This is a genomic window from Brevibacterium picturae, assembly GCF_030453725.1.
GTDB classification, from domain to species: Bacteria; Actinomycetota; Actinomycetes; order Actinomycetales; family Brevibacteriaceae; genus Brevibacterium; species Brevibacterium sandarakinum_A.
This window is the reverse complement of sequence record NZ_JAKDJU010000050.1, coordinates 1-19445: the sequence shown is the minus strand read 5'-3', so window position 1 is coordinate 19445 and position 19445 is coordinate 1. Positions and strand designations below refer to the sequence as shown.

The following is a 19445-nucleotide window of genomic DNA, read 5'->3' as shown; positions in this document are numbered from 1 at the left end:
GGTGTCCATGTCACGTCATGAGCAGAAGGTCACCGTCGACGGGCATCGGTTGACGCTGACGAATCTCGACAAGGTCTTCTACCCGGAAACGGGCACAACCAAGGGTGACGTGCTCGACTACTACGCGCACGTCGCGCAGCATCTGATCCGGCACGCCCATGGCCGCATCGCCACCCGCAAACGCTGGGTCGACGGAGTCGGCACACCGCAGGAACCCGGAGAGGTGTTCTTCGAGAAGAATCTCCCCGAATCCGCACCGTCGTGGATCATTTCCCGCTCCATCCGTCATTCCACCGGGTCCAAGAGGTACCCGCTGGTCCAGGACCGTGCGACACTGACCTACCTTGCGCAGATGGCCTCACTCGAGATCCACATACCTCAATGGCGGGTCGCGAAGGGGTCATCCGATCCGGGCACCATCGATTCGACGACACGGCACCCCGACCGCATGGTCTTCGATCTCGACCCCGGTCCGGGCCGGGAACTGGCCGACTGCGTCGAGGTCGCACAGCTGGTGAGGCAGCTGTTGAACGGGATGGATCTCGACGCCTACCCGGTCACCAGCGGCTCCAAAGGGGTCCACCTCTATGCGCCGCTCGACGCCTCAGCCTCCAGCCAGCAGATATCGGACGTCGCCCACGAGCTGGCGCGCAGCCTCGAAGCCGATCACAAAGATCTCGTCGTCTCAGCCATGAAGAAGACGCTGCGAGAGAACAAGGTGCTCATCGACTGGTCCCAGAACTCCGCGGCGAAGACGACCGTGGCCCCCTATTCGATGCGCGGCCGCTTCACCCCCACCGTGGCAGCACCGCGAACCTGGGACGAGCTCGACGACCCGTCCGCGGTCGAACAGCTGCACTTCGAGGAGGTTCTCGACAGGCTCGACGACATCGGGGATCTGCTCGAACCCTTGGCGAATACCGTCGGTGATTCCGCAAACCCGACACCCACCTCGGCGGGGGTGCCGCCCGATTCGACGAAGGACTCGTCGACCTCAGCGGAGGCACCCCGCGACCGTCTCGATATCTACCGATCGAAGCGCGACCCGAAGCGCACGAGCGAACCGGTGCCCGAGGGCCACGGGACCAGTGGGGACGAGCTCAGCTTCGTCATTCATGAGCACCACGCCAGCACCCTGCATTGGGACTTCCGACTCGAACACGACGGTGTGCTGGTCTCGTGGGCGCTGCCGAAGGGCCCGCCGAGCGATCCGGAGCACAATCATCTGGCGGTCCAGACCGAAGACCACCCTCTCGAATACGGGAGCTTCGAAGGCACGATAGCGAAGGGCCAATACGGTGCCGGTGAGGTCACGATCTGGGACTCGGGGACCTACGAGCTCGAGAAGTGGAAGGAGGGCAGCGAGATCATCGCTGTTCTCCACGGAGCCTCCGACGGTGGGCTCCAAGGAGTGCGACGGTTCGCATTGTTCAACACCGGCGAGCACGGGCCGAACAAGGAACCCGAAAAGAACTGGATGATCCACCTGACCAAAGACTCGTCCAAGAAGCCGTCCAAGGGCTCGCCGAGGCGGGCCGCAGCCTCATCCAAGCGCACCGTCTCCGGTCGCACCGATTTCGGTCGCACCGATTCCGCGGAGGCCGAGCCCACCGATATGTCCCCGATGTTGGCCAGCATCGGCGATATCGCCTCCGTGCGTGCTCAGGCACAGGACTGGGCGGTCGAAATGAAGTGGGACGGCATCCGTGCGCTCGCCTCCGTCCGTGCCGGTACAGAAGATTCGCCCGGCTCGATCGCGTTGACCAGCCGCAATGGCAAGAACTTGACGAAGGCCTACCCCGAACTCGGGGAGCTCGCCGCTTGTGTGGACGTCGACTGCATCCTCGATGGTGAGATCGTCGCACTGGGCCCGGGCAGTCGTCCGCACTTCGGGAGACTGCAGCGCAGAATGGGCCTGACACGAGAGAGCGACATTGCGCGTGAACTCGAGCGGACACCGGTGCATCTGATGGTCTTCGACGTGTTGCACGCCGACGGTGCTTCCCTCTTGAAAGCGCCATATTCCGAGCGACGCGAGCGACTGGGTGAGCTCGTCACCGAAGGCGAGAGCATCCATGTGCCGACTGCATTCGACGGAACCATCGACGAGGCGATGGAGTCCAGCCGCGAACTCAAGCTCGAAGGAGTCATGGCCAAGAAGACCGGCAGCACCTATCTGCCGGGCAGGCGAACCCGGACATGGGCCAAGCTCAAACACTCGGCGACCCGTGACGTGATCATCGTCGGGTGGCGCACCGGCAAGGGGGAACGCTCCGATACCTTCGCCTCGCTGTTGCTGGCGGCCCACGACGAGGACGGCCTGGTCTATCTGGGGCGCGTCGGCACCGGCTTCGACGAGCACCAGCTGCAGGCTCTGCGGGCCAAGCTTGATCGGTTGACCAGGAAGACACCGCCGGTGGAGGTCCCCGCCGCGGAGTCGCGAGATGCCCAGTGGGTGCGAGCCGGCCTCGTCGGCGAAGTCCAATACGGAGGAACCACCGAGGCCGGTCGTCTCCGTCATCCTGTGTGGCGTGGACTCCGGGCCGACATCGACCCGGAGGACGTCACCACCTGAACCGGGTGGGCCCGAGCATGCTCGCGTGGCCGACGACGCGGGGGTTACGAGACTCACGGGATCCTGTTACGGTGACGGCACCGGAGAGGTGCGGGAGTTACCGAGAACACCGTTCTGACCAAGAGCGCAATGAGTCTGATGCTCGCACATGTGACATCAGTGAAAAGAGGCGACGATGACGAACGATCGCGAAGCCGAGAACACGCGAACGACCCTCAACACTGTTCCCGATGAAGCGCCGCACGATGTTGCTGAAACGCCTGGAACAGACAACTCCACCAAAGAACACGATGACGCGTTGGTCGATGAATGGGAAGAGGAGTCCTTCCCTGCAAGCGACCCGCCAGCGCATTACTGACCGACTCAAGTCCGAACTCACCCGATCGAGTTCCGTCTTTCTTGTCGCCTGACCGTGACCGGGTGAACGTGATCTGATGCTCAGTGCAGTAGGCCAACAGGTGTTCGTTGCACGGGCCCTGCCAGCGTGACGACACTGCTAGCGTGACGACACTGGACAGCACGACAATTTCGGATCCGGTTACGCCGCGGGACGCGGAATCGGACAGAAGTCAGGACGAGGGTGAACTGGTATGAAACCGACTGTCAGGGCATTCCATGACGACATCGGGCTTCTCAACGCAGTCAGCAAACTGACATCCGAGGGTGTGTCGAAAGACGGACTCTACGTGATCGGCCACGATGACGCCCGTATGGACTGTGTTGTCGGTGACGCCGATGCTCAGCCCCACGACCTCTCGGATCTGGTCGCCGAACGCTACAACGGGAAGGGCGAAGCGCTTCGCAGTCTTCTTCGGTCGTTCGGCTTCGATTCTGACGAGTCCGGTGACCTCGAAGAGAAGCTCGACGGCGGAGAGCTTCTGCTGCTTATCAGATAGCAGAAGCCCTCCGCGATCATTTCGCAGCGACCTGAACGACCGGAATGCCGCGAGGATCAGGGGCTGGGCTGGCCCCCATTGACATTGAGAGTCTCGCCCAGGACATAGCTCGACTCCGACGAACTGAGAAACACGTAAGCGGGTGCCAGCTCGGTAGGCTGTCCAGCGCGTCCCAACGGGGTGTTCTTTCCGAAATGGGGCAGCGCCTCCTTCGGCTGGCCGTCCGACACCTGGAGCGGGGTCCAGATCGGGCCTGGAGCCACGGCGTTGACTCGGATGCCCCGAGGCGCCAGCTGAGTCGCCAGGCCCTTGGTGAAGTTGTTGATCGCAGCCTTGGTCGACGCATAGTCAAGCAGGTGGGTCGACGGTGAATAGGCTTGTATCGATGTCGAGTTCACGATCGTCGATCCCGCCGGCAGATAGCCGATAGCCGCTTTCACGACACGGAACATCGCTTCGATATTCGTTCGGAAGGTGCGCTCCCACTGGTCCGCGGTGAGATCTTCGATTCTCTCGACGGCTATCTGTCGCCCGGCATTGTTGACCAGGGCATCGAGCCCGCCCAGTTCTTCCGCTGCCTGAGCAGCTACGTCCGCGCAGTAATCGGGATCGGCGAGGTCGCCCGGGAGGGGAACCGCTCGGCGGCCTGACTGGCGAATCACCTCGCACACATGTTGGGCATCGGCTTCTTCTTCGGGCAGATAGGACAGAGCCACATCCGCCCCCTCTCGGGCGAAGGCGATGGCAACGGCTGACCCGATCCCTGAGTCGGAGCCGGTGATCAGCGCTTTCCGCCCTTCCATCCTGCCGGTGCCTCGGTAGCTGTCTTCCCCACGGTCAGTGCCGGGAATGAGTTCCGCATCCAAGCCGGGCTCTGGCTGATCCTGTTTGGGCGGAGATATGTCGGGAAAGCGTTTGACTGGATCTTGAAAGGTCAACTGGTCACTCATGTGCTGTTCTCCTTACCTAGATTTCGCGAATTCCGCAGGCCCTGCGCAGAAGCACTTCACCCGCCGGGGAGTTTGTCGGTTCAGGTCGTCACATTCTGCGTCAGTCGTGAATCGCACCGACCGACGGCTCAGCTGAGCAGTGTGAGAGCTCAGTCGAACATTCCGACGGCGTAGGCGACGAACACGACGATGATCACCGCCAGCACGGCACCGATCCCGACGATCGCCCATCGCGAGCGTGGCGCGCGGCGGTCTGGCGGGTGCGGCGGTGATGCTGTCGCAGAGTTCGATTCCGGCGGTGTGGCACCTGGAGTGACACCGCCTCCCTGTTCCAGATCCGGGTCCCCTTCGGGATCGGGGTCGAGATTGGGATTGCCGGTGGTGTGGCGCGTGTTGGTCGGATCAGACTCATTGTTCTGGGGTGAAACCACAGATCTTCATCTCCTTCCGCGTGGGATCGCAAGCATAGCGGCTGGTCGAGATCCCGGAAAGGGGGTAGCCGAGGCCGGGATGGTCTGAGACCGTGAAGCTATGGTCCGGTGGGACATCCCGGGCCCAATGAGAGGAGATACTGTGAGTGCGAAGTTCACGACCACAAATCCGGCAACGGGAGAAATCCTCAAAGAGTTCCCCACTGCCGAAGACACCGAAATCTCTGCACTGCTCGACGCATCCGATGAGGCCTTCCAGAAATGGCGCACGACACCTGCCGTGGAGCGGACGATCCCGATCGATCGGGCCGCGGATCTCATGGACGAGCGCAGGTCAGAGCTTGCCGAACTCCTCACGCTCGAGATGGGCAAGCTGCCGTCCGAAGCCGAGGCAGAGGTTGAGCTCTCAGCCAAGATTCTGCGCTATTACGCTCGTCAGGGACCGCAGATGCTGGCCGATGAGCCGCTCTCGCCAGCCAGCGGTGGCCACGCGGTGCTCAAGCGTGAACCGATCGGTCCGCTGCTGGGTGTGATGCCGTGGAACTTCCCCTACTATCAGGTCGTGCGTCTGGCCGCGCCTAACCTGGTCGCCGGCAACACGGTCATCCTCAAGCACGCGTCCAACTGTCCGCAGTCGGCGTTGGCGTTGGAGATGATCATGCGCGATGCCAACCTGCCGCGCGACTGCTATCGGAATGTGTTCGCCGACAATGACCAGATCCAGACGATCATCGCCGATGAGAGGGTGCGTGGCGCCTCGCTGACCGGCTCGGAAGGCGCGGGTTCGGCGGTGGCCGCCGGCGCCGGAGAGCACCTGAAGAAGTCCATCCTGGAATTGGGCGGCAGCGACCCGTTCATCGTGCTCGATGCCGACGATCTTGATTCTGCGGTCAGCGCGGCAGTTGCGGGACGCATGGCGAACGCCGGACAGAGCTGCATCGCTTCGAAGCGTCTTATCGTCCTCGACGACGTCTACGAGGAGTTCGTGGACCTGCTGACGGACAAGATGTCACAGTTCGTCGCCGGCGATCCGAGAGATTCAGCGACGACGTTGGCGCCGCTGTCCTCCGAACAGGCCGCGCAGGATCTCATGGAACAGGTCCGGGACGCGATCGACCATGGAGCGCATGTGCACACGGGCGGCCAACGTGTCGACAGCCCCGGTGCCTTCGTTCAGCCGACGGTGCTCACCGGCGTGACCGCGCAGATGAGAGCCTATGCTGAAGAACTGTTCGGCCCTGTTGCCGTCGTGTACTCCGTCAAGGACGAGGACGAAGCCATCGAATTGGCCAACGACTCCTCCTACGGTCTCGGCGGGACGGTGGTCAGTGACGATGTGGAGAAGGCACAGCGCGTTGCCGATCGCGTCGACACCGGCATGGTCTGGATCAACCAGGCCACGTGGACCGAACCGGACCTGCCGTTCGGCGGAACGAAACGCTCCGGCGTCGGACGCGAGCTCGGTGCGGAGGGCATCCAGGAGTTCCTCAACAAGAAGCTCATTCGCACGCCCTGACCGTTGAAGAATGCGATCGGAGCATCCGAGTGCTCACCTTGTCCACCACCCTTGCCACCTGCTGGTGGTGGCCTTAGCGTGGGCTCATGATCATGAGCCGCCGTAGGTGCCAGCTCTGAAGGCGAGGCCAGCGTCTGTGGCTGCACCAACGGAGCCACGCGCGCCCGCCCGGAGCTGCACCTGCATCGTGGGAGGACACCCAATGGATAGGAGGCAACACGATGAGTTCGAAGACACCGGCGTTCGACGCAGAGGTTCCTGACGTGGATCGCAACGAGCAGGAAATGGACGTGACTCCGCCTTCCTTCGCTGAGGGCTCAGATGAGAACCCAGGGAATGAGCCCTCCTCCCGAACTGTCCAAGAGGCAGATGACGGGGACGTCGTCGACCAGGCCGTCGTGGTCGAACTGGACGACGCAGACGACTACCCGCCGGCGGACTGATCGGTCGACTGCACACCACAGCGATGGACTGCCCGCAGCCGTTCGAAACGGCCACGTTCTACCAGGCCCTCCTCGGTGGTTTCATCTCACCCGAAGACCAGAGCGCCGATTGGATCAACCTGTTCGAACCATCGGGTCGACAGATCCTGTCGTTCCAAAGAGCAGAGAACTACGTCGCTTCGACCTGGCCGGACAATACGGTGCCGGACCAGGTGCATATCGATATTCTGGTCGATTCCCATGACGAGGCCGAACCAGCCGTCTTTGCAGCCGGTGGGAGATTGATCGATGGTTCCGATGACCATCCGAGCTTCCGGGGCTACGCCGATCACATCGGCCGCCCGTTCTGCCTCGTAGTCGAACGGGGCCGAGCTGGAATGAGGCCGAGCTGCAACGGGGCCGAGGCAAGGCGGAAGAGACACCCCCTTCCGCCGACGGCGGTCTGGCATTAGCGTGGCGATGACACGATCACCACATCAGAGGAGGGATCATGTCGATCTGCGACACCTGTGGAAACGACTACGACAAGGCATTCACGATCACCCGAGGCGAGGAAACAGGGGTCTTCGACAGCTTCGAGTGCGCGATAGCGACCATGGCCCCGACCTGCGCACATTGCGGATGCCGCATCCTCGGGCACGGCGTCGAGGCCGACGACACCACGTTCTGCTGCTCGCACTGCGCCCGTGAGATGGGCCATCCGACTGCGACGGACTCCAAGAGCTAGAGCACAGCCGATCTCCACCTGTTCTGCGTGGGGAAGTTGAAGGGAGAGGTTCACAATGGACTGCACACGACTGGGAGAATCAGGCCTGTACGTGTCCAGATTGGCACTGGGCACCATCCCCTTCGGGTCCGGAGGAGGATTCGAGAAGATCGCAGGCCTCCGCAGCGATGACGCCGAACGTCAGTTCCACGAAGCACTGGACCGCGGAGTCAACTTCATCGACACGGCCAATCTGTACTCGGCCGGCGATGCGGAACGAGTCCTCGGCGAGATCATGGGCAGCAGACGCGACGATGTCGTCCTCACATCGAAAGCACGCATGCCGACCGGTGACGGGCTCAATGATTCAGGGGCCAGCCGGTACCACCTGACGCGTGCAGTCGACGACAGCCTGAGCCGTCTGCAGACCGATCACCTGGACCTGCTCTACATCCACCAGTGGGACGGGCAGACACCGATCACCGAGACGATCGCCACCGCCAATGAGCTCATCAGAGCGGGCAAGATCCGGTACTGGGGAGTGTCCAACTTCAACGGTTGGCAATTGGCGAAGACGGTGTACGAGGCGAAGTTGGCCGGACTCGAGGGCCCGATAGCCCAGCAGGTGTACTACACCCCCGAAGCTCGGGAGATCGAGTACGAGATCATCCCGGCTGCCCGTGATCTGGGCGTCGCGACCTTCGGATGGAGTCCGTTGGGCGAAGGGCTGCTCAATGGGAAGGTGCGACGCGGTGAGGCGACTCCTTCGGATACTCGGCAGGGGACGGGCTGGCCGGAGCCGCACGTCACGGATTGGGACCGCGCCTACGACCTGATCGAACTCTTCGGCGAGATCGCCGGTGACTTGGGATGGTCGATACCGCAGGTGGTGATCTCGTGGATCCTGGGCCGACCCGGCATCAACGGCACGGTCATCGCGGCACGCAGCTTCGAACACCTCAAGGAGGACCTCGACGCCGCGGAGCTGACCCTGCCACAGGATGCACGCGATCGCATCACCACCGCTTCACAGCTGCCTGCCTACTATCCTCTGTGGCACAGGATGATGACGGCCCAGGACCGACCAGAGGCGGTCGAGTCGGAGTACTGCGCCGAACAGCACGAACACGTCTTCGGTTCGCAGCAGTAGACACGATTGCCGCGCAGCGGGTCTTCGCATACATCGCAACGATTCAGTTGACAAGCCCTGACACACAGCCCTGAAGTCACTTATCGTGTGGGTCTCCGATGGTCTCGTGGAAACCACCTGATCATTCGGTGAGGCACGAACCGCGCACCATGATCGACGACACAGACGGATGGTCCTTCGGGACCATGACCAATGCAGTGGAGGGAGACAGATGGATCTCAATATTCGTGGCCGCACAGCACTCGTGACCGGAGCGAGTTCCGGCATCGGGTTCGAAACCGCACGCGTTCTCTTGAACGAGGGTGCCACCGTCGTCATGACGGGCCCCGACCCCGACGAACTCAAAGATGCCGTCGATCGGCTCTCCGCCTTCAAGGACAGTCTCTTCGCCTATGATGCCGACGTCACGGAGGCCAGTGCCGTCGACCGGCTCGCCGCCGATGTCGCCGCCGAGGTGGGAGACCTCGACATACTGGTCAACAACGCCGGCATCCACGGCGCAGGAGGCCTGTTCCATGAGATCTCTCAGGAGGGATGGGACCGTACCATCGATGTCGATCTCATGGGTCCGGTTCGCGTCACCCGAGCGTTCCTTCCCGGACTTCGCCGAGGCGGTTGGGGCCGAATCGTCTTCGTCTCCTCCGAGGATGCGGTGCAGCCCTATGAGGACGAGCTTCCCTATTGCGCTGCCAAAGCGGGTCTGCTCTCCCTGGCCAGGGGCCTGTCACGGACCTATGCCTCCGAAGGGGTGCTGGTCAACACAGTGTCCCCCGCCTTCATCGCGACGCCGATGACCGACGAAATGATGAGCGCACGTGCGAAGGAGCAGAATTCCACCTTCGACGAGGCGATCGCGTCGTTCCTGCGCGAAGAGCGGCCGTTCATGGAGCTGGGTCGAAGGGGCCGCCCGGAGGAGGTTGCCCATGTCATCGCTTTCCTGTGCTCGGATGCGGCCAGCTTCGTCAACGGATCCAACTACCGGGTGGACTCCGGCTCCGTCGCGACCATCTAGACCGTTCGAACAGACGCGCGCATCAGACCAACAGGAGGAGCATTCGCCATGACACACTTCCAGTACATGATCGTCGGCGGCGGGATGGCCGCTGACGCCGCAGCCAATGGAATACGGGAACTCGATGCCGACGGCTCCATCGCCATCATCAGCGACGATGTCGACGAGCCGTACACACGGCCCGCTCTGAGCAAGAAGCTGTGGACCGATGAGGAATTCAGCGAAGCCGACAACTTCCTCGGTACAGCAGAGAACACAGGAGCACAGATCTATCTGCGCACCGAAGTCTCCGCGGTCGACGCCGACAGGAGGACCGTGACGACGGCAGACGAGCGGTTCGAATTCGACAAGCTGCTGTTCGTGACCGGCGGACGACCGAAGTCCCTCGATCTCGAGGAGGGAGAACGAGTCATCTACTTCCGCAGCTTCGCCGACTACCGTCGACTGCGGGAATTCTCCGGCCGGGACCTGAACGTGGCTGTGATCGGCGGGGGCTTCATCGGCACCGAGCTGGCGGCGGCCCTCGTGCAGAACAGCACGAACACAACGTTGATCTTCGACGACGAGACACTTGGTGCCTCTGTCTTCCCCTCGGATATTGCCCGCAGCTTCCATGACCTCTACCGGAGTCATGGGGTGAGACTGGTCGCTGGGACGAAGGTCTCCGGAGGCCGCTCCGACGCTGATCATGTGTCGCTGGACTACGGCGACGGTTCGCACGAATTCGATGCGGTGGTGGTCGGCCTCGGGATCGAACCGACGACGGATCTGGCAGAGCAGGCAGGGATCACGACGGACGACGGGATACTCGTCGACGAGTCGCTGCAGACTTCCCGGCCGAACGTCTATGCGGCCGGTGACGTCGCCCGATATCCTGACCGTCTCCTCGGCCGTCAGCGCGTCGAACACGTCGACAACGCGACCCAGATGGGGACCGCTGCAGGTCGGATCATGGCCGGCAGCGACGAGAGCTACACCCATACGCCCTACTTCTACACGAACGTCTTCGACTTCGGGTACCAGGCCGTCGGCACCTTGGATCCGAGTCTTCGCACAGTGGAGGACTGGGTGCAGCCCCATTCGGAAGGTGCAGTCTTCTATCTGGATGAGGGTGAGCGCGTGCAAGGCGTCCTCGTGGTCAATCGGAAGGGTCAGCTCGATGCGGCTCGCGAGATTCTTGCCGAAGACTGGGCCCATGCCCCGAGTGACCTCGTGCATCGTCTGACGTCAGATCACTGACCTGGCAGGGAATCATGTTCGTGCCGGAGAAAGGAGAGCAGGCTCTCAGATGTCTGAGCCCGGCTGACCCGTGTAGTGGAAGACGAAGCCGCTGCGCGGCAGTGTCGGGAACCGGTTGAGCGGGATCGAGAGGTCCTGAGCGGGGATCGTCATGGTCGATGACGCGAGCTGGCGCACCGCGTGTTTGAGGAGTTCGACCGTGCTCCATTCGCCGGGGCACCGGTGGTTCTCAGAATGCCGACCGGCTCCCTGGGCGATGAGGGTGTTGGGGTGCTCGTCCCAGCTGAAACCGCGGAAGCGTTCGGGTCGGAAGCTGTATGGGTCGTCCCACAGGCGACGATCGTGGCAGGTGCCGTAGATGTCGAGGATGACCAGGTCATTGCGGTCGAAACGGTGCTCGTTCCAGCTGAACGGCTCGTTGACACGACCAGGAACCGCGGGGAAGAAGGGGTAGTAGCGGCGCACCTCCTGCACGAATGGCTCCAGGTCTCTTTCGTCTCCGGCCGCGAATGCATCTCGCCACTGCGGGTGGTGGGTGAGGGCGACGGCGGCGAAGACGATGAACCTGGCCACTGCCAGGATGGGGCGCAGGATATTGACGAGCTCCACGGCAGCCACCTCGGCGGACAGCCGCTCACCGGTGAAATCGGTGTGGTGGGCGAAGACGGACAGGGCGGTGCCGGGCGACGGATCCAGTTCCCCGGCGCGGACCTGCTCGATCAGCCCAGCCGCCCACTTCTCGGTGCCGCGACGGCGCAGCTGCGCATACCAGTTCGCGGGGCCGAACTTCGCGACGTTCTCGATCATCATCCCCAGCTCATTCGTGAGCCGTCGAACGTCCGTGGACTCCGGGGGGACGCCGGCCCAACGGACCGCCGTGCGGGTGAGGACCTCGCGAGCGAAATCATGGAGGACGATCCGTCGGGGCCCCGGGAGAGCCCCGAGCGTGTCCGCCCACTCTTCGTCGAAGAGATCACCGAGGCGGCGCATCGCGTCACCGTCCATCAGCGACAGGAAAGCCGCTTTCCGGCGGTGATGGTCCTCGCCTTTCAGCGCTTGGACGGACCCCTTGTCCTGCAGCAGGTGCTGAACGTTCGGCGGCACTGACGCCTCTCTGGTGAAGCGATCGCCGTCGTAGAAGAGTCCGGCCGCCTCCTCTCCGCGGATGAAGGTGACAGGCTGCAGGAGCATCCGGGTGGTGAAGATGTCGGTGTCCCAGGTGTCACAGAGCGAAGACGCGAAGGCATAGCCTTCCCGAAGGAACGGAACGGTGCTGTCGAATCTGCGGAGTGACATTCGGACGCCTCCCATGCTTTCAGTATTGCCGAGTGCTGTGTTGCCGAGTGATGTGATGTGCTGCCGTGCGCGTCATCGTGTCCTGCGACCCGCCGGGCAGCTCGAGCGATGAACGCTGCCCGATGGCCGGGCCTGCCAACGCTCACGCATCGGCACGGGCCCATACCCGGTGTTCGGACAGCGCCTCGCTGAGGCTGCTGACGATGTCGCCGAGATCCGAGCCGAAGCATATGCCGGGATCGTCGTGTTCGAAGCCGCAGTTGTCCAGCAGCGAACACGCATCGCCATAGGCGGCGATGGGCTTCAGATGGCGCCAGGATTCCGCGATGAGCACGGCGATCTCGGTCACCGGTTCGACGCCTTCGAGCAGCACGATCGAGTCGAACTCCACCGACCGCATCGTCGAATACGTCCGCTCCACAGCAATGGCGTCGTCTCCGGACCCGAGCCGACCACCGGCAGGAGCGACGACGAGAGGCACCATCCCTGCCTCGCTGACATGTTCACGCAGCTGGCTCACCTCGTCGAACGGTGAATCGTTGTTGACCACTATTCCGATCGTGCGGCCGGTGATCGGCCATTGCTGACCGATCTGTGACAGGGCAGGGCTGGGCTCCGCGGCCACGACCGGCTGTGTCTGCGGAGGCTCCAGGCCCAGACCGTCGGCAACGGTCTGGCAGAGCTGTGTGTCGATCGATGCCAAGACGCGCAGCTGTCGCTGACGAATCGTCTCTTCATAGCATTTGCCGAGTTCGAAGATGAAGGAGTCAGCCAGATGCTGCTGTTCAACGGCTGTCAGGCTCAACCAGAACATCCGCGGCTGGCTGTAGTGGTCTTCGAACGATTCCGGCGATCGGCGTTCCTTGACCGAATCCGAGACACGGTGCGGGACGTCGACGAGAGCGTGCTCGTCCGCAGCCGAGGACGGGTTCCCAGCGTCGAGCGAATTCGGTTTGTACGGTGCCACCCCGGTGTGGACCGCAGTCTGATGCATGCCGTCACGGAACATGTCGTTGACAGGGCATCGCGGGCGGTTGATCGGCAGCTGACTGAAGTTCGGTCCGCCGAGGCGGCTGAGCTGGGTGTCCAGGTAGGAGAAGAGTCGTCCCTGCAAGAGCGGATCATCGGTGACGTCGATTCCCGGCACGAGGTGGCCGGGGTGGAACGCCACCTGCTCAGTCTCCGCGAAGTAGTTCTCGGGATTGCGGTTGAGGGTGAGCAGACCGACGGTGCGGATGGGAGCGAGCTCTTCGGGCACCAGCTTCGTCGGATCGAGCAGGTCGATGCCCTCGAAGGTCTCATCCTCGGAGTCGGGCATGATCTGGAGCCCGAACTCCCACTGCGGATAGTTGCCGGCTTCGATGTTGTCGGCGAGGTCGCGTCGATGGAAATCGGGGTCGAACCCGTTGACCAGCTGCGCCTCTTCCCACAGCAGGGAGTGGACACCGTTCGCAGGCTTCCAGTGGAATTTCACCAGAGAGGTGTCCCCATCTGCGTTCTCGAGGCGGAAGGTGTTGACTCCGAATCCCTCCATCATGCGGAAGGACCGTGGGATCGCCCTGTCCGACATCTGCCACATGGTGTGGTGTGTGGCCTCCGTATGCAGGGAGACGAAGTCCCAGAACGTGTCATGAGCGCTCTGCGCCTGAGGGATCTCACGGTCAGGATGGGGCTTGGCCGCGTGGATGATGTCGGGGAACTTGAGGGCGTCCTGAATGAAGAACACCGGAAAGTTGTTCCCGACCAGGTCGAAGACTCCGTCGGAGGTGTAGAACTTCGTTGCGAAGCCGCGTGTGTCCCTCGCGACGTCGGCTGATCCTCTGGATCCGACGACGGTGGAGAAGCGGGTGAAGACCTCAGTCTCGGCACCCTCCTTCAGGAAGGCGGCCTTCGTGACATCATCGGCGGTCCCGTAGGCGCGAAATACGCCGTGGGCCGCGGCGCCTCTGGCGTGGACGACACGTTCGGGGATCCGTTCATGGTCGAAGTGTGTGATCTTCTCACGGAGGTGATGGTCCTGCAGAAGCACAGGTCCGCGTGAGCCGGCTTTCAACGAGTGGTTGGTGTCGGGAAGTCTCCCGCCTTGGGCCGTGGTGTGAAAATCGCCTTGTTGAGCCCAGCCCGCCTGGTCATCGTTGCTGAGCGCACCCGTCGGGGTGGTTGGTCGTGGTCCGCTTTGGTCAGACTTCGGCTCGGGCGGCGGCTGAGGCTGCTGCGGTTCCTCGATGTCCGGGGTCCTCGGTGCGGGCTTCCCTGGGACAGTGGGGTACTCCTCGGATGACATGACACCTACTCCTCGTCGTCATATGGTGATTGCCGGCGCTCGCAGTCACGCTATTGGTGGATGATGAGCGCCGGCAATCCCCCTTACGCTCGGTGGTTCAGTGAGTTAGCGTAGAGGCACGCGTGTCCGGTCAAGGGAGTCTCTGGGCAAGCATCTCCTTTCCCTGCTGACCGGCCGTCCGGTTGTTCTCCTGGATCCGGCGGAACCAGTCGGCCAGTTCACTGTTGCCGGCTGCGTCAGCGTCTTGGATGAAGGTCTCAAGCTTCCACACGTTGTGCAGAGAGGCTTCGACGGCCCAGATGATCATCTCCTCAATCGTGTCCGGGCGATGTTCGCCCACGTGTGTTGGGACCAACGACGCTAGTGGAGACGGTGTGGTGCCAACAGGGGTTACCCCTCCGGTTCGCGCCTGTTAGAGTGCTGGCTCTGAGTGTCGTCTTGCACCCGGTCAGAGTGCCCAGTGCGGCCCCGCGCTGTGTCTGCAGAGGAAGGTGCTGATGCCCAATCCGACGAAGAGGACTCTCCAAGTCCTGCTCATCGCTGATCCCGGTCAGCCGAGCCGGCGCGTAGCGTCGATCAGAGACAGGTTCGAAGACGAGCTGCAGATGACGTTCGACGCCGAGGCCCACGTCGATACGTGCACCAAGATGATTCGCATCCAGTCAGACCAGAGCTTGGAGCTGGGCTCGCTCGACACGCTTGTCAGCGATGATTATCCCGACGTCGACGTCGTGCTGATGCTGACCGGGATCCCTCGACACACGCGGGGCAAACCGCTCGTCGCTGAGATCCAGCCAGGCAGAGACTATGCGGTTGTCTCCTACCCGACCCTGGGAGCCTGGACGACGAAGAGTCGCCTACTGTCGATCCTGCTCAGCTGCGTCAACCAGCTGCTGCCCTATGGGCCGACCGCTGTTGCACATCCCTACCTGCCCAGATGGGGACGATGGTCAGACGATGAGGGGGCTGGGCAGAGGGCACTCCACGCACATACATTCACCGGCGGGCCGCGCCTCATCATGGGAATGACCAAAGCCAACGAGCCCTTTCGAACGGCTCCGAAGCTGTCGAGAGCAGTGGCCGCGGCTGCGGCCACCGGGGCATTCGGAATCTTCTACAGCTCGATCTGGCAGATGTCGAGCTATCTGTCGACTCAGCGGCTGGTGTCGATCGGGCTGATCGCCATCGCGGTCATGGTGACCTGGCTCATCACGTCACACCGGCTGTGGGACAAGCCGGTCAACGAACGTCTGGCTCCGGTGGTCTTCTACTACAATCTCTCGACAGTCCTGACGCTGCTGATCTCCGTGGCCGCCCTCTATGTTCTCCTCGTCATCGGCATCTTCCTGACCAGCCTGGTGGTGATCGATCCCGAATTCATGGGCCAGGTGCTGCAGACCCGGGCATCAGTGGGCAACTATCTGGACATCGCGTGGATCAGCGCCGCCTTGGGCGTCGTCGCCGGTGGGTTGGGAGCAAGCTTCGACTCCAGCGTGGATGTCAAGAACCTCACACATGGTCGCCGATTGCGCACGCGTGTCTACACCGAAGACGATGAGACGACCTGACGGCGGCCGCCGATCACCTCAGGCGGGTACTGGACCGTCGTCTGCGGGGCCGTCGACGTACTTTAGCGCGATGGGACACGTGATGGTGATCTTCATCCGGCGGCTGTGGACATCCTCCAGGGATCGCATCATCAGCTCCGTGCAGTGCCGATCCGAGTCCTCAGGTTCGATGGACTCGCAGTAGATGAGCATCATCGAGTTCTTGTCCTCGTCGATCGTGTAGTGCAGCGATGCGACGAGTCGCCCGGGCAGATAGAGATCGAACTTCGATGATTCCGCGTTGTTGAGCAGCGTGTACACAGCACATCCTCCGCTAAGGGTCCTCAGAACAGGCCAGGTGCCATCAATGATAGCCGGGGATTCGCTCGCGATGTGCCTTGGGTCTGCGCCTCGTCGCTGTTCCCATTGAATCCGATGAGTTCGTACCCCATCTGGGCAAGTTCTTCGTCCTCGGATCCCGGGGGACGTGACACCGTTGATCGCGCGTCCTGCGATCTCGTTGAAGAAGTGGATTCCGATGAGGCCGATGATGCCGGCACCGACGAGACGCGCGCGAAGTGCGATCCTGATCGCTGTGCTCCGGCGGCACGAGCAGGGAGAGCAGATTGCGGCCGAACGCACGCTCACTGTTGCGGAGGGGCGTAACGCCCCACCTCGTTTTGCCTCAGACTGTGTTGTGACCCAATGGTGTCTGCGCTTCACCTGCTTTTTCGCACCAAAGTTATATCGTCATGGCTTGTGCTCTCTGATGACACCCGGCAGATCTGACGGACACGACGGTGGGATCTGAAGCACAGAAGCAGACGAGATCATCGCCGCCCAGCGCGAAGAGGGCCGATGTCGACGAAATCATAGGGTGCCTCCTCTCCGACCAGTCTGAATCGCAAGCATTCAGAGCCCGTCGCCGCCAACGCGCCGATCAAGGAATTGCATCGTGTCACCGCATCATCTCTGACGAGAAGCGCGACCTCGAGAACATCGTCGGCTTCGCGCACTTCTCGCAGGCACATTCGTGTCGCGACACCTTCCAACTGTTCGAGAATCGAGGTTGCCTCGGCTGATTTCCATTTCTGCATCGTCTCGTCGATGATCTTATCGAGCTGGTAGCGTTCGGACCGGGTTTCGTCCTCCGAAGTGCCGACGATTGCTTCGCGCAGCCACACGGCCTCCGGGTTATCGGCGAGGATCTCATGCAGCACAGCATCGCGTTCAAACCGGACGAGAAGAGTGTATTGGCCATGGCCTGAGAGCTGACGCAGTGCTTCGTGATACTCGTCTTGGCGCGGCTCGAGAATATCGGTGCAGATTGCGACGTCGCTTGGGATCACAGTGCCGAAGGCCATAGGAAGGACCGGTCCTGACTGGGCCATCGAATCGAGTACCGCCGTATGCGCTCGCCGATCGTCGGGCGTTCCCAGAACATCGGTCGGATCAAGATCGCTGATCAGGGCGGCCACAAGGCCGAAGGGCATCGTGCGGACTGGCTTACCCCGTACACCGGCGACCCCGAACGGGGCCTCACTCTGGGACAGGACGATGCTGTACAGATACCGATCGTTCGTCAGGGCATGTTTGATGCCGTCGACGGTTGTCCGAGCCTTCCCCTTGGTCCCGTTCCTCATCATGTCGCCCATCGCCTCGCTGTTCTTCGTGCCCGTGTCGGCTATTTGCTCGTCAGTCGGTGATCAGGCTGTCAATACTCCTCATGGACTCATGGACTTATGGACGGCCGGCAATCAGCCCTCGCCGACCAGGGAAGACCCCGCGGGTGTGAAGTCCATACTGCCGACGAACTCCGGGCGCGGCCTCGGCGCGGCGAATGGCTCGGTGCATGTATTTTCGACCGAGTTGTAAACGATGAAGATGTTCGATCGTGGGTACGGTGTCACATTGCCGTTCGAGGCATGCATGCAATTGGAGTCGAACATGACCGCCCCACCGGCCGGGCCCTCGAGCACATCAATGCCGTACTCATCGGCGAACTCGGTGAGAGTCCCTGGATCCGGTGTGCCGGCTCCCTGCATGATGAGAGACTTCTTGTAGTTGTCCTCGGGAGTCCCTCCGGCACAGCTGACATAGCGGGTATGGGAGCCGGGCATGATCATGAGGGGGCCGTTGAACGAGTAGTTGTCGGTCAGTGAGATCGAAATGCTCACGGCACGCGGTTCGGGCATTCCATCCTCAGCATGCCATGTTTCGAAGTCGGAGTGCCATGAGAACTCATTGCCGACGAAGCCGGGCTTGTAATTGATTCTGCTCTGGTGGATATAGACTGCTGATCCCAGCAGCTGTTCGGCTCGGCCCACAATGCGAGAGTCATTGGCGATACTTCGGAACACCTCGTTGCTGCGGTGTATATCGAAGATCGAACGGACCTCGTCGGACTTGGCCTCGACGACGGTGCGTTCATCGGTTTTGACCTTCGGGTCCCTGGCCAGACTGGCAAGCTCCTCACGATATGTCTCCAGCTCTTCGCTGGTCAGGAGATCGTTGATTGCCAAATACCCAGTTTGGTCGTAATGCTGGAGCCCCGGTGCGTCCAGTGGCCCTTGCTCCGCTGTGCCGAACACGATCGGGCTACTGCGGTCGAACACCCTCGTGGTCTCCGACGATCGAGTGGGATAGAGATCTTCGGTCGCTGGTTGCGAAACCATTCTCATGGCGGGTCCTTCCGTCGTCGGTGCCGCACGGGCTGTGTCTGCCCTGGCCTCCGCAGCGGCACGGTCTGGACACGCTAACAGCTCCATGTTGGTCTCGTAACCCCTGTTGGCTCCTCGGCTTCTTCAGCAGCGCGACCAGATCAAGCACAAGTAGGCCAGGTATCTACGGGGCTTTTCGGCGCTGAACTCAACGGCGAACGAAACGCGGGCTGTTATCTGAGTCTGGTCGGAGGGTAGCCGCGCAGCGGCGACCCGCGTAGCCTCGAACCAGACTCAGTTCCTCGTCGCCAGGAGGTCGACATGCAAGCAGTGGGATTTCATCAACCAGGTGAGCCTGAGGTGCTGGAGGTCGTTGACCTCCCGACGCCGTCGCCGGGCACGGGGGAGGTTCTGATTCGCGTTCATGCGGCGTCCGTCAACCCCACCGACACCATGCTGCGCGTTCGCGGGAGGAAAGATGAACCCGAGCTGCGCGTGCCCGGTATGGATGTCGCCGGTGTTGTTGAGGAGTTCGGAGACGGCGTTGAGACCGATCTCAGAGTCGGCGACCCTGTGATGGCAGTCGTCGCGCCGACAGGGACTCACGGCGCGTATGCCGAACACATCGCCGTGCCCATCGAATCAGTCGCCCGCGCCCCGCGCGGATTCGACCACCGTCAGGCGGCCACCTTGCCGATGAATGGACTCACAGCACGTTTGGCACTGGACACTCTCGGACT

Annotated in this window: 20 protein-coding genes; 12 read left to right on the top strand and 8 right to left on the bottom strand. The window is 62.2% G+C overall.

The genetic code is table 11. The features are described 5' to 3' along the window. Positions 1 to 7 precede the first annotated feature (7 nt). The 3 genes from L0G76_RS07230 (at position 8) to L0G76_RS07220 (ending at position 3471) form a co-directional block, all read left to right on the top strand. Positions 8 to 2575: an ATP-dependent DNA ligase gene (locus L0G76_RS07230; protein WP_304356619.1), complete on the top strand. Its 2568-nt coding sequence runs from the start codon at positions 8 to 10 to the stop codon at positions 2573 to 2575. A gap of 175 nt (positions 2576 to 2750) precedes the next feature. After that, the gene (locus L0G76_RS07225) at positions 2751 to 2933 is read left to right on the top strand and encodes a hypothetical protein (RefSeq protein ID WP_304356618.1); all 183 of its coding nucleotides are present in this window, start codon (positions 2751 to 2753) and stop codon (positions 2931 to 2933) included. Between the two features lie 232 nt (positions 2934 to 3165). Next, on the top strand, positions 3166 to 3471 hold the full coding sequence (locus tag L0G76_RS07220; protein ID WP_092106460.1) for a general stress protein: 306 nt from the start codon (positions 3166 to 3168) through the stop codon (positions 3469 to 3471). 56 nt (positions 3472 to 3527) lie between these two features. Here L0G76_RS07220 and L0G76_RS07215 read toward each other — a convergent pair whose 3' ends face one another. After that, positions 3528 to 4421, bottom strand: a complete 894-nt coding sequence (locus tag L0G76_RS07215) for an SDR family oxidoreductase (protein ID WP_304356617.1) — start codon at positions 4419 to 4421, stop codon at positions 3528 to 3530. A 149-nt stretch (positions 4422 to 4570) separates the two neighbouring features. Continuing rightward, positions 4571 to 4852 carry a DUF6480 family protein gene (locus L0G76_RS07210; RefSeq protein WP_197679618.1) on the bottom strand — a complete coding sequence of 94 codons (282 nt, stop codon included), beginning with the start codon at positions 4850 to 4852 and terminating at the stop codon, positions 4571 to 4573. A 142-nt stretch (positions 4853 to 4994) separates the two neighbouring features. Between L0G76_RS07210 and L0G76_RS07205 the strand changes: the two genes are divergently transcribed. The 7 genes from L0G76_RS07205 (at position 4995) to L0G76_RS07175 (ending at position 10918) form a co-directional block, all read left to right on the top strand. Next, positions 4995 to 6368, top strand: a complete 1374-nt coding sequence (locus L0G76_RS07205) for an NAD-dependent succinate-semialdehyde dehydrogenase (RefSeq protein ID WP_304356616.1) — start codon at positions 4995 to 4997, stop codon at positions 6366 to 6368. Positions 6369 to 6589: 221 nt separating this feature from the next. Then, entirely contained in the window at positions 6590 to 6811 is a 222-nt protein-coding gene (locus L0G76_RS07200) for a hypothetical protein (protein ID WP_304356615.1), read from the top strand. Between the two features lie 23 nt (positions 6812 to 6834). Continuing rightward, on the top strand, positions 6835 to 7263 hold the full coding sequence (locus L0G76_RS07195; protein ID WP_304356614.1) for a VOC family protein: 429 nt from the start codon (positions 6835 to 6837) through the stop codon (positions 7261 to 7263). Between the two features lie 38 nt (positions 7264 to 7301). Then, a complete protein-coding gene (locus L0G76_RS07190) occupies positions 7302 to 7538 on the top strand; it encodes a hypothetical protein (RefSeq protein ID WP_304356613.1) in 237 nt (78 codons plus the stop codon). 55 nt (positions 7539 to 7593) lie between these two features. Further along, positions 7594 to 8667, top strand: a complete 1074-nt coding sequence (locus tag L0G76_RS07185; protein WP_304356612.1) for an aldo/keto reductase — start codon at positions 7594 to 7596, stop codon at positions 8665 to 8667. A gap of 211 nt (positions 8668 to 8878) precedes the next feature. Then, entirely contained in the window at positions 8879 to 9679 is an 801-nt protein-coding gene (locus tag L0G76_RS07180) for an SDR family NAD(P)-dependent oxidoreductase (protein ID WP_304356611.1), read from the top strand. A gap of 48 nt (positions 9680 to 9727) precedes the next feature. Next, positions 9728 to 10918, top strand: coding sequence for an NAD(P)/FAD-dependent oxidoreductase (locus tag L0G76_RS07175; RefSeq protein ID WP_304356610.1), 1191 nt, complete (start codon positions 9728 to 9730; stop codon positions 10916 to 10918). A 45-nt stretch (positions 10919 to 10963) separates the two neighbouring features. On the opposite strand, the gene L0G76_RS07170 is transcribed toward L0G76_RS07175, so the two are convergent. The 3 genes from L0G76_RS07170 to L0G76_RS07160 all read right to left on the bottom strand — a co-directional run bounded on the left by L0G76_RS07170 (position 10964) and on the right by L0G76_RS07160 (position 14853). After that, entirely contained in the window at positions 10964 to 12214 is a 1251-nt protein-coding gene (locus L0G76_RS07170; protein ID WP_304356609.1) for a cytochrome P450, read from the bottom strand. 142 nt (positions 12215 to 12356) lie between these two features. Further along, the gene (locus L0G76_RS07165) at positions 12357 to 14498 is read right to left on the bottom strand and encodes a catalase (protein WP_304356608.1); all 2142 of its coding nucleotides are present in this window, start codon (positions 14496 to 14498) and stop codon (positions 12357 to 12359) included. 130 nt (positions 14499 to 14628) lie between these two features. Next, positions 14629 to 14853 carry a hypothetical protein gene (locus tag L0G76_RS07160; RefSeq protein WP_304356607.1) on the bottom strand — a complete coding sequence of 75 codons (225 nt, stop codon included), beginning with the start codon at positions 14851 to 14853 and terminating at the stop codon, positions 14629 to 14631. Positions 14854 to 14995: 142 nt separating this feature from the next. Here L0G76_RS07160 and L0G76_RS07155 point away from each other — a divergent pair, with 142 nt between their 5' ends. Next, positions 14996 to 16066 (top strand): hypothetical protein, encoded by a 1071-nt coding sequence (locus L0G76_RS07155; RefSeq protein WP_304356606.1) that lies wholly within the window; start codon positions 14996 to 14998, stop codon positions 16064 to 16066. Between the two features lie 18 nt (positions 16067 to 16084). Here the strand turns inward: L0G76_RS07155 and L0G76_RS07150 are convergent, their stop codons facing one another. The 3 genes from L0G76_RS07150 to thpD all read right to left on the bottom strand — a co-directional run bounded on the left by L0G76_RS07150 (position 16085) and on the right by thpD (position 18720). Next, positions 16085 to 16366, bottom strand: coding sequence for a hypothetical protein (locus L0G76_RS07150; RefSeq protein WP_304356605.1), 282 nt, complete (start codon positions 16364 to 16366; stop codon positions 16085 to 16087). Between the two features lie 509 nt (positions 16367 to 16875). Then, the gene (locus L0G76_RS07145; RefSeq protein ID WP_304356604.1) at positions 16876 to 17691 is read right to left on the bottom strand and encodes a GvpL/GvpF family gas vesicle protein; all 816 of its coding nucleotides are present in this window, start codon (positions 17689 to 17691) and stop codon (positions 16876 to 16878) included. A gap of 111 nt (positions 17692 to 17802) precedes the next feature. Further along, positions 17803 to 18720, bottom strand: coding sequence for an ectoine hydroxylase (gene thpD, locus L0G76_RS07140; RefSeq protein WP_369696168.1), 918 nt, complete (start codon positions 18718 to 18720; stop codon positions 17803 to 17805). Between the two features lie 345 nt (positions 18721 to 19065). Between thpD and L0G76_RS07135 the strand changes: the two genes are divergently transcribed. Then, on the top strand, positions 19066 to 19445 hold a 380-nt coding region (locus L0G76_RS07135), incomplete at its 3' end, for a quinone oxidoreductase family protein (protein WP_304356602.1).

Excerpts from the sequence above, each read along its gene's own strand:
- L0G76_RS07145 (WP_304356604.1), bottom strand. The coding sequence starts at position 17,691 with ATGATGAGGAACGGGACCAAGGGGAAGGCTCGGACAACCGTCGACGGC.
- L0G76_RS07180 (WP_304356611.1), top strand. The coding sequence starts at position 8,879 with ATGGATCTCAATATTCGTGGCCGCACAGCACTCGTGACCGGAGCGAGT.
- L0G76_RS07155 (WP_304356606.1), top strand. The coding sequence starts at position 14,996 with ATGCCCAATCCGACGAAGAGGACTCTCCAAGTCCTGCTCATCGCTGAT.
- L0G76_RS07190 (WP_304356613.1), top strand. The coding sequence starts at position 7,302 with ATGTCGATCTGCGACACCTGTGGAAACGACTACGACAAGGCATTCACG.
- L0G76_RS07230 (WP_304356619.1), top strand. The coding sequence starts at position 8 with ATGTCACGTCATGAGCAGAAGGTCACCGTCGACGGGCATCGGTTGACG.
- L0G76_RS07175 (WP_304356610.1), top strand. The coding sequence starts at position 9,728 with ATGACACACTTCCAGTACATGATCGTCGGCGGCGGGATGGCCGCTGAC.
- L0G76_RS07185 (WP_304356612.1), top strand. The coding sequence starts at position 7,594 with ATGGACTGCACACGACTGGGAGAATCAGGCCTGTACGTGTCCAGATTG.
- L0G76_RS07170 (WP_304356609.1), bottom strand. The coding sequence starts at position 12,214 with ATGTCACTCCGCAGATTCGACAGCACCGTTCCGTTCCTTCGGGAAGGC.
- L0G76_RS07225 (WP_304356618.1), top strand. The coding sequence starts at position 2,751 with ATGACGAACGATCGCGAAGCCGAGAACACGCGAACGACCCTCAACACT.
- L0G76_RS07195 (WP_304356614.1), top strand. The coding sequence starts at position 6,835 with ATGGACTGCCCGCAGCCGTTCGAAACGGCCACGTTCTACCAGGCCCTC.
- L0G76_RS07215 (WP_304356617.1), bottom strand. The coding sequence starts at position 4,421 with ATGAGTGACCAGTTGACCTTTCAAGATCCAGTCAAACGCTTTCCCGAC.
- L0G76_RS07220 (WP_092106460.1), top strand. The coding sequence starts at position 3,166 with ATGAAACCGACTGTCAGGGCATTCCATGACGACATCGGGCTTCTCAAC.
- thpD (WP_369696168.1), bottom strand. The coding sequence starts at position 18,720 with ATGGTTTCGCAACCAGCGACCGAAGATCTCTATCCCACTCGATCGTCG.
- L0G76_RS07165 (WP_304356608.1), bottom strand. The coding sequence starts at position 14,498 with ATGTCATCCGAGGAGTACCCCACTGTCCCAGGGAAGCCCGCACCGAGG.
- L0G76_RS07200 (WP_304356615.1), top strand. The coding sequence starts at position 6,590 with ATGAGTTCGAAGACACCGGCGTTCGACGCAGAGGTTCCTGACGTGGAT.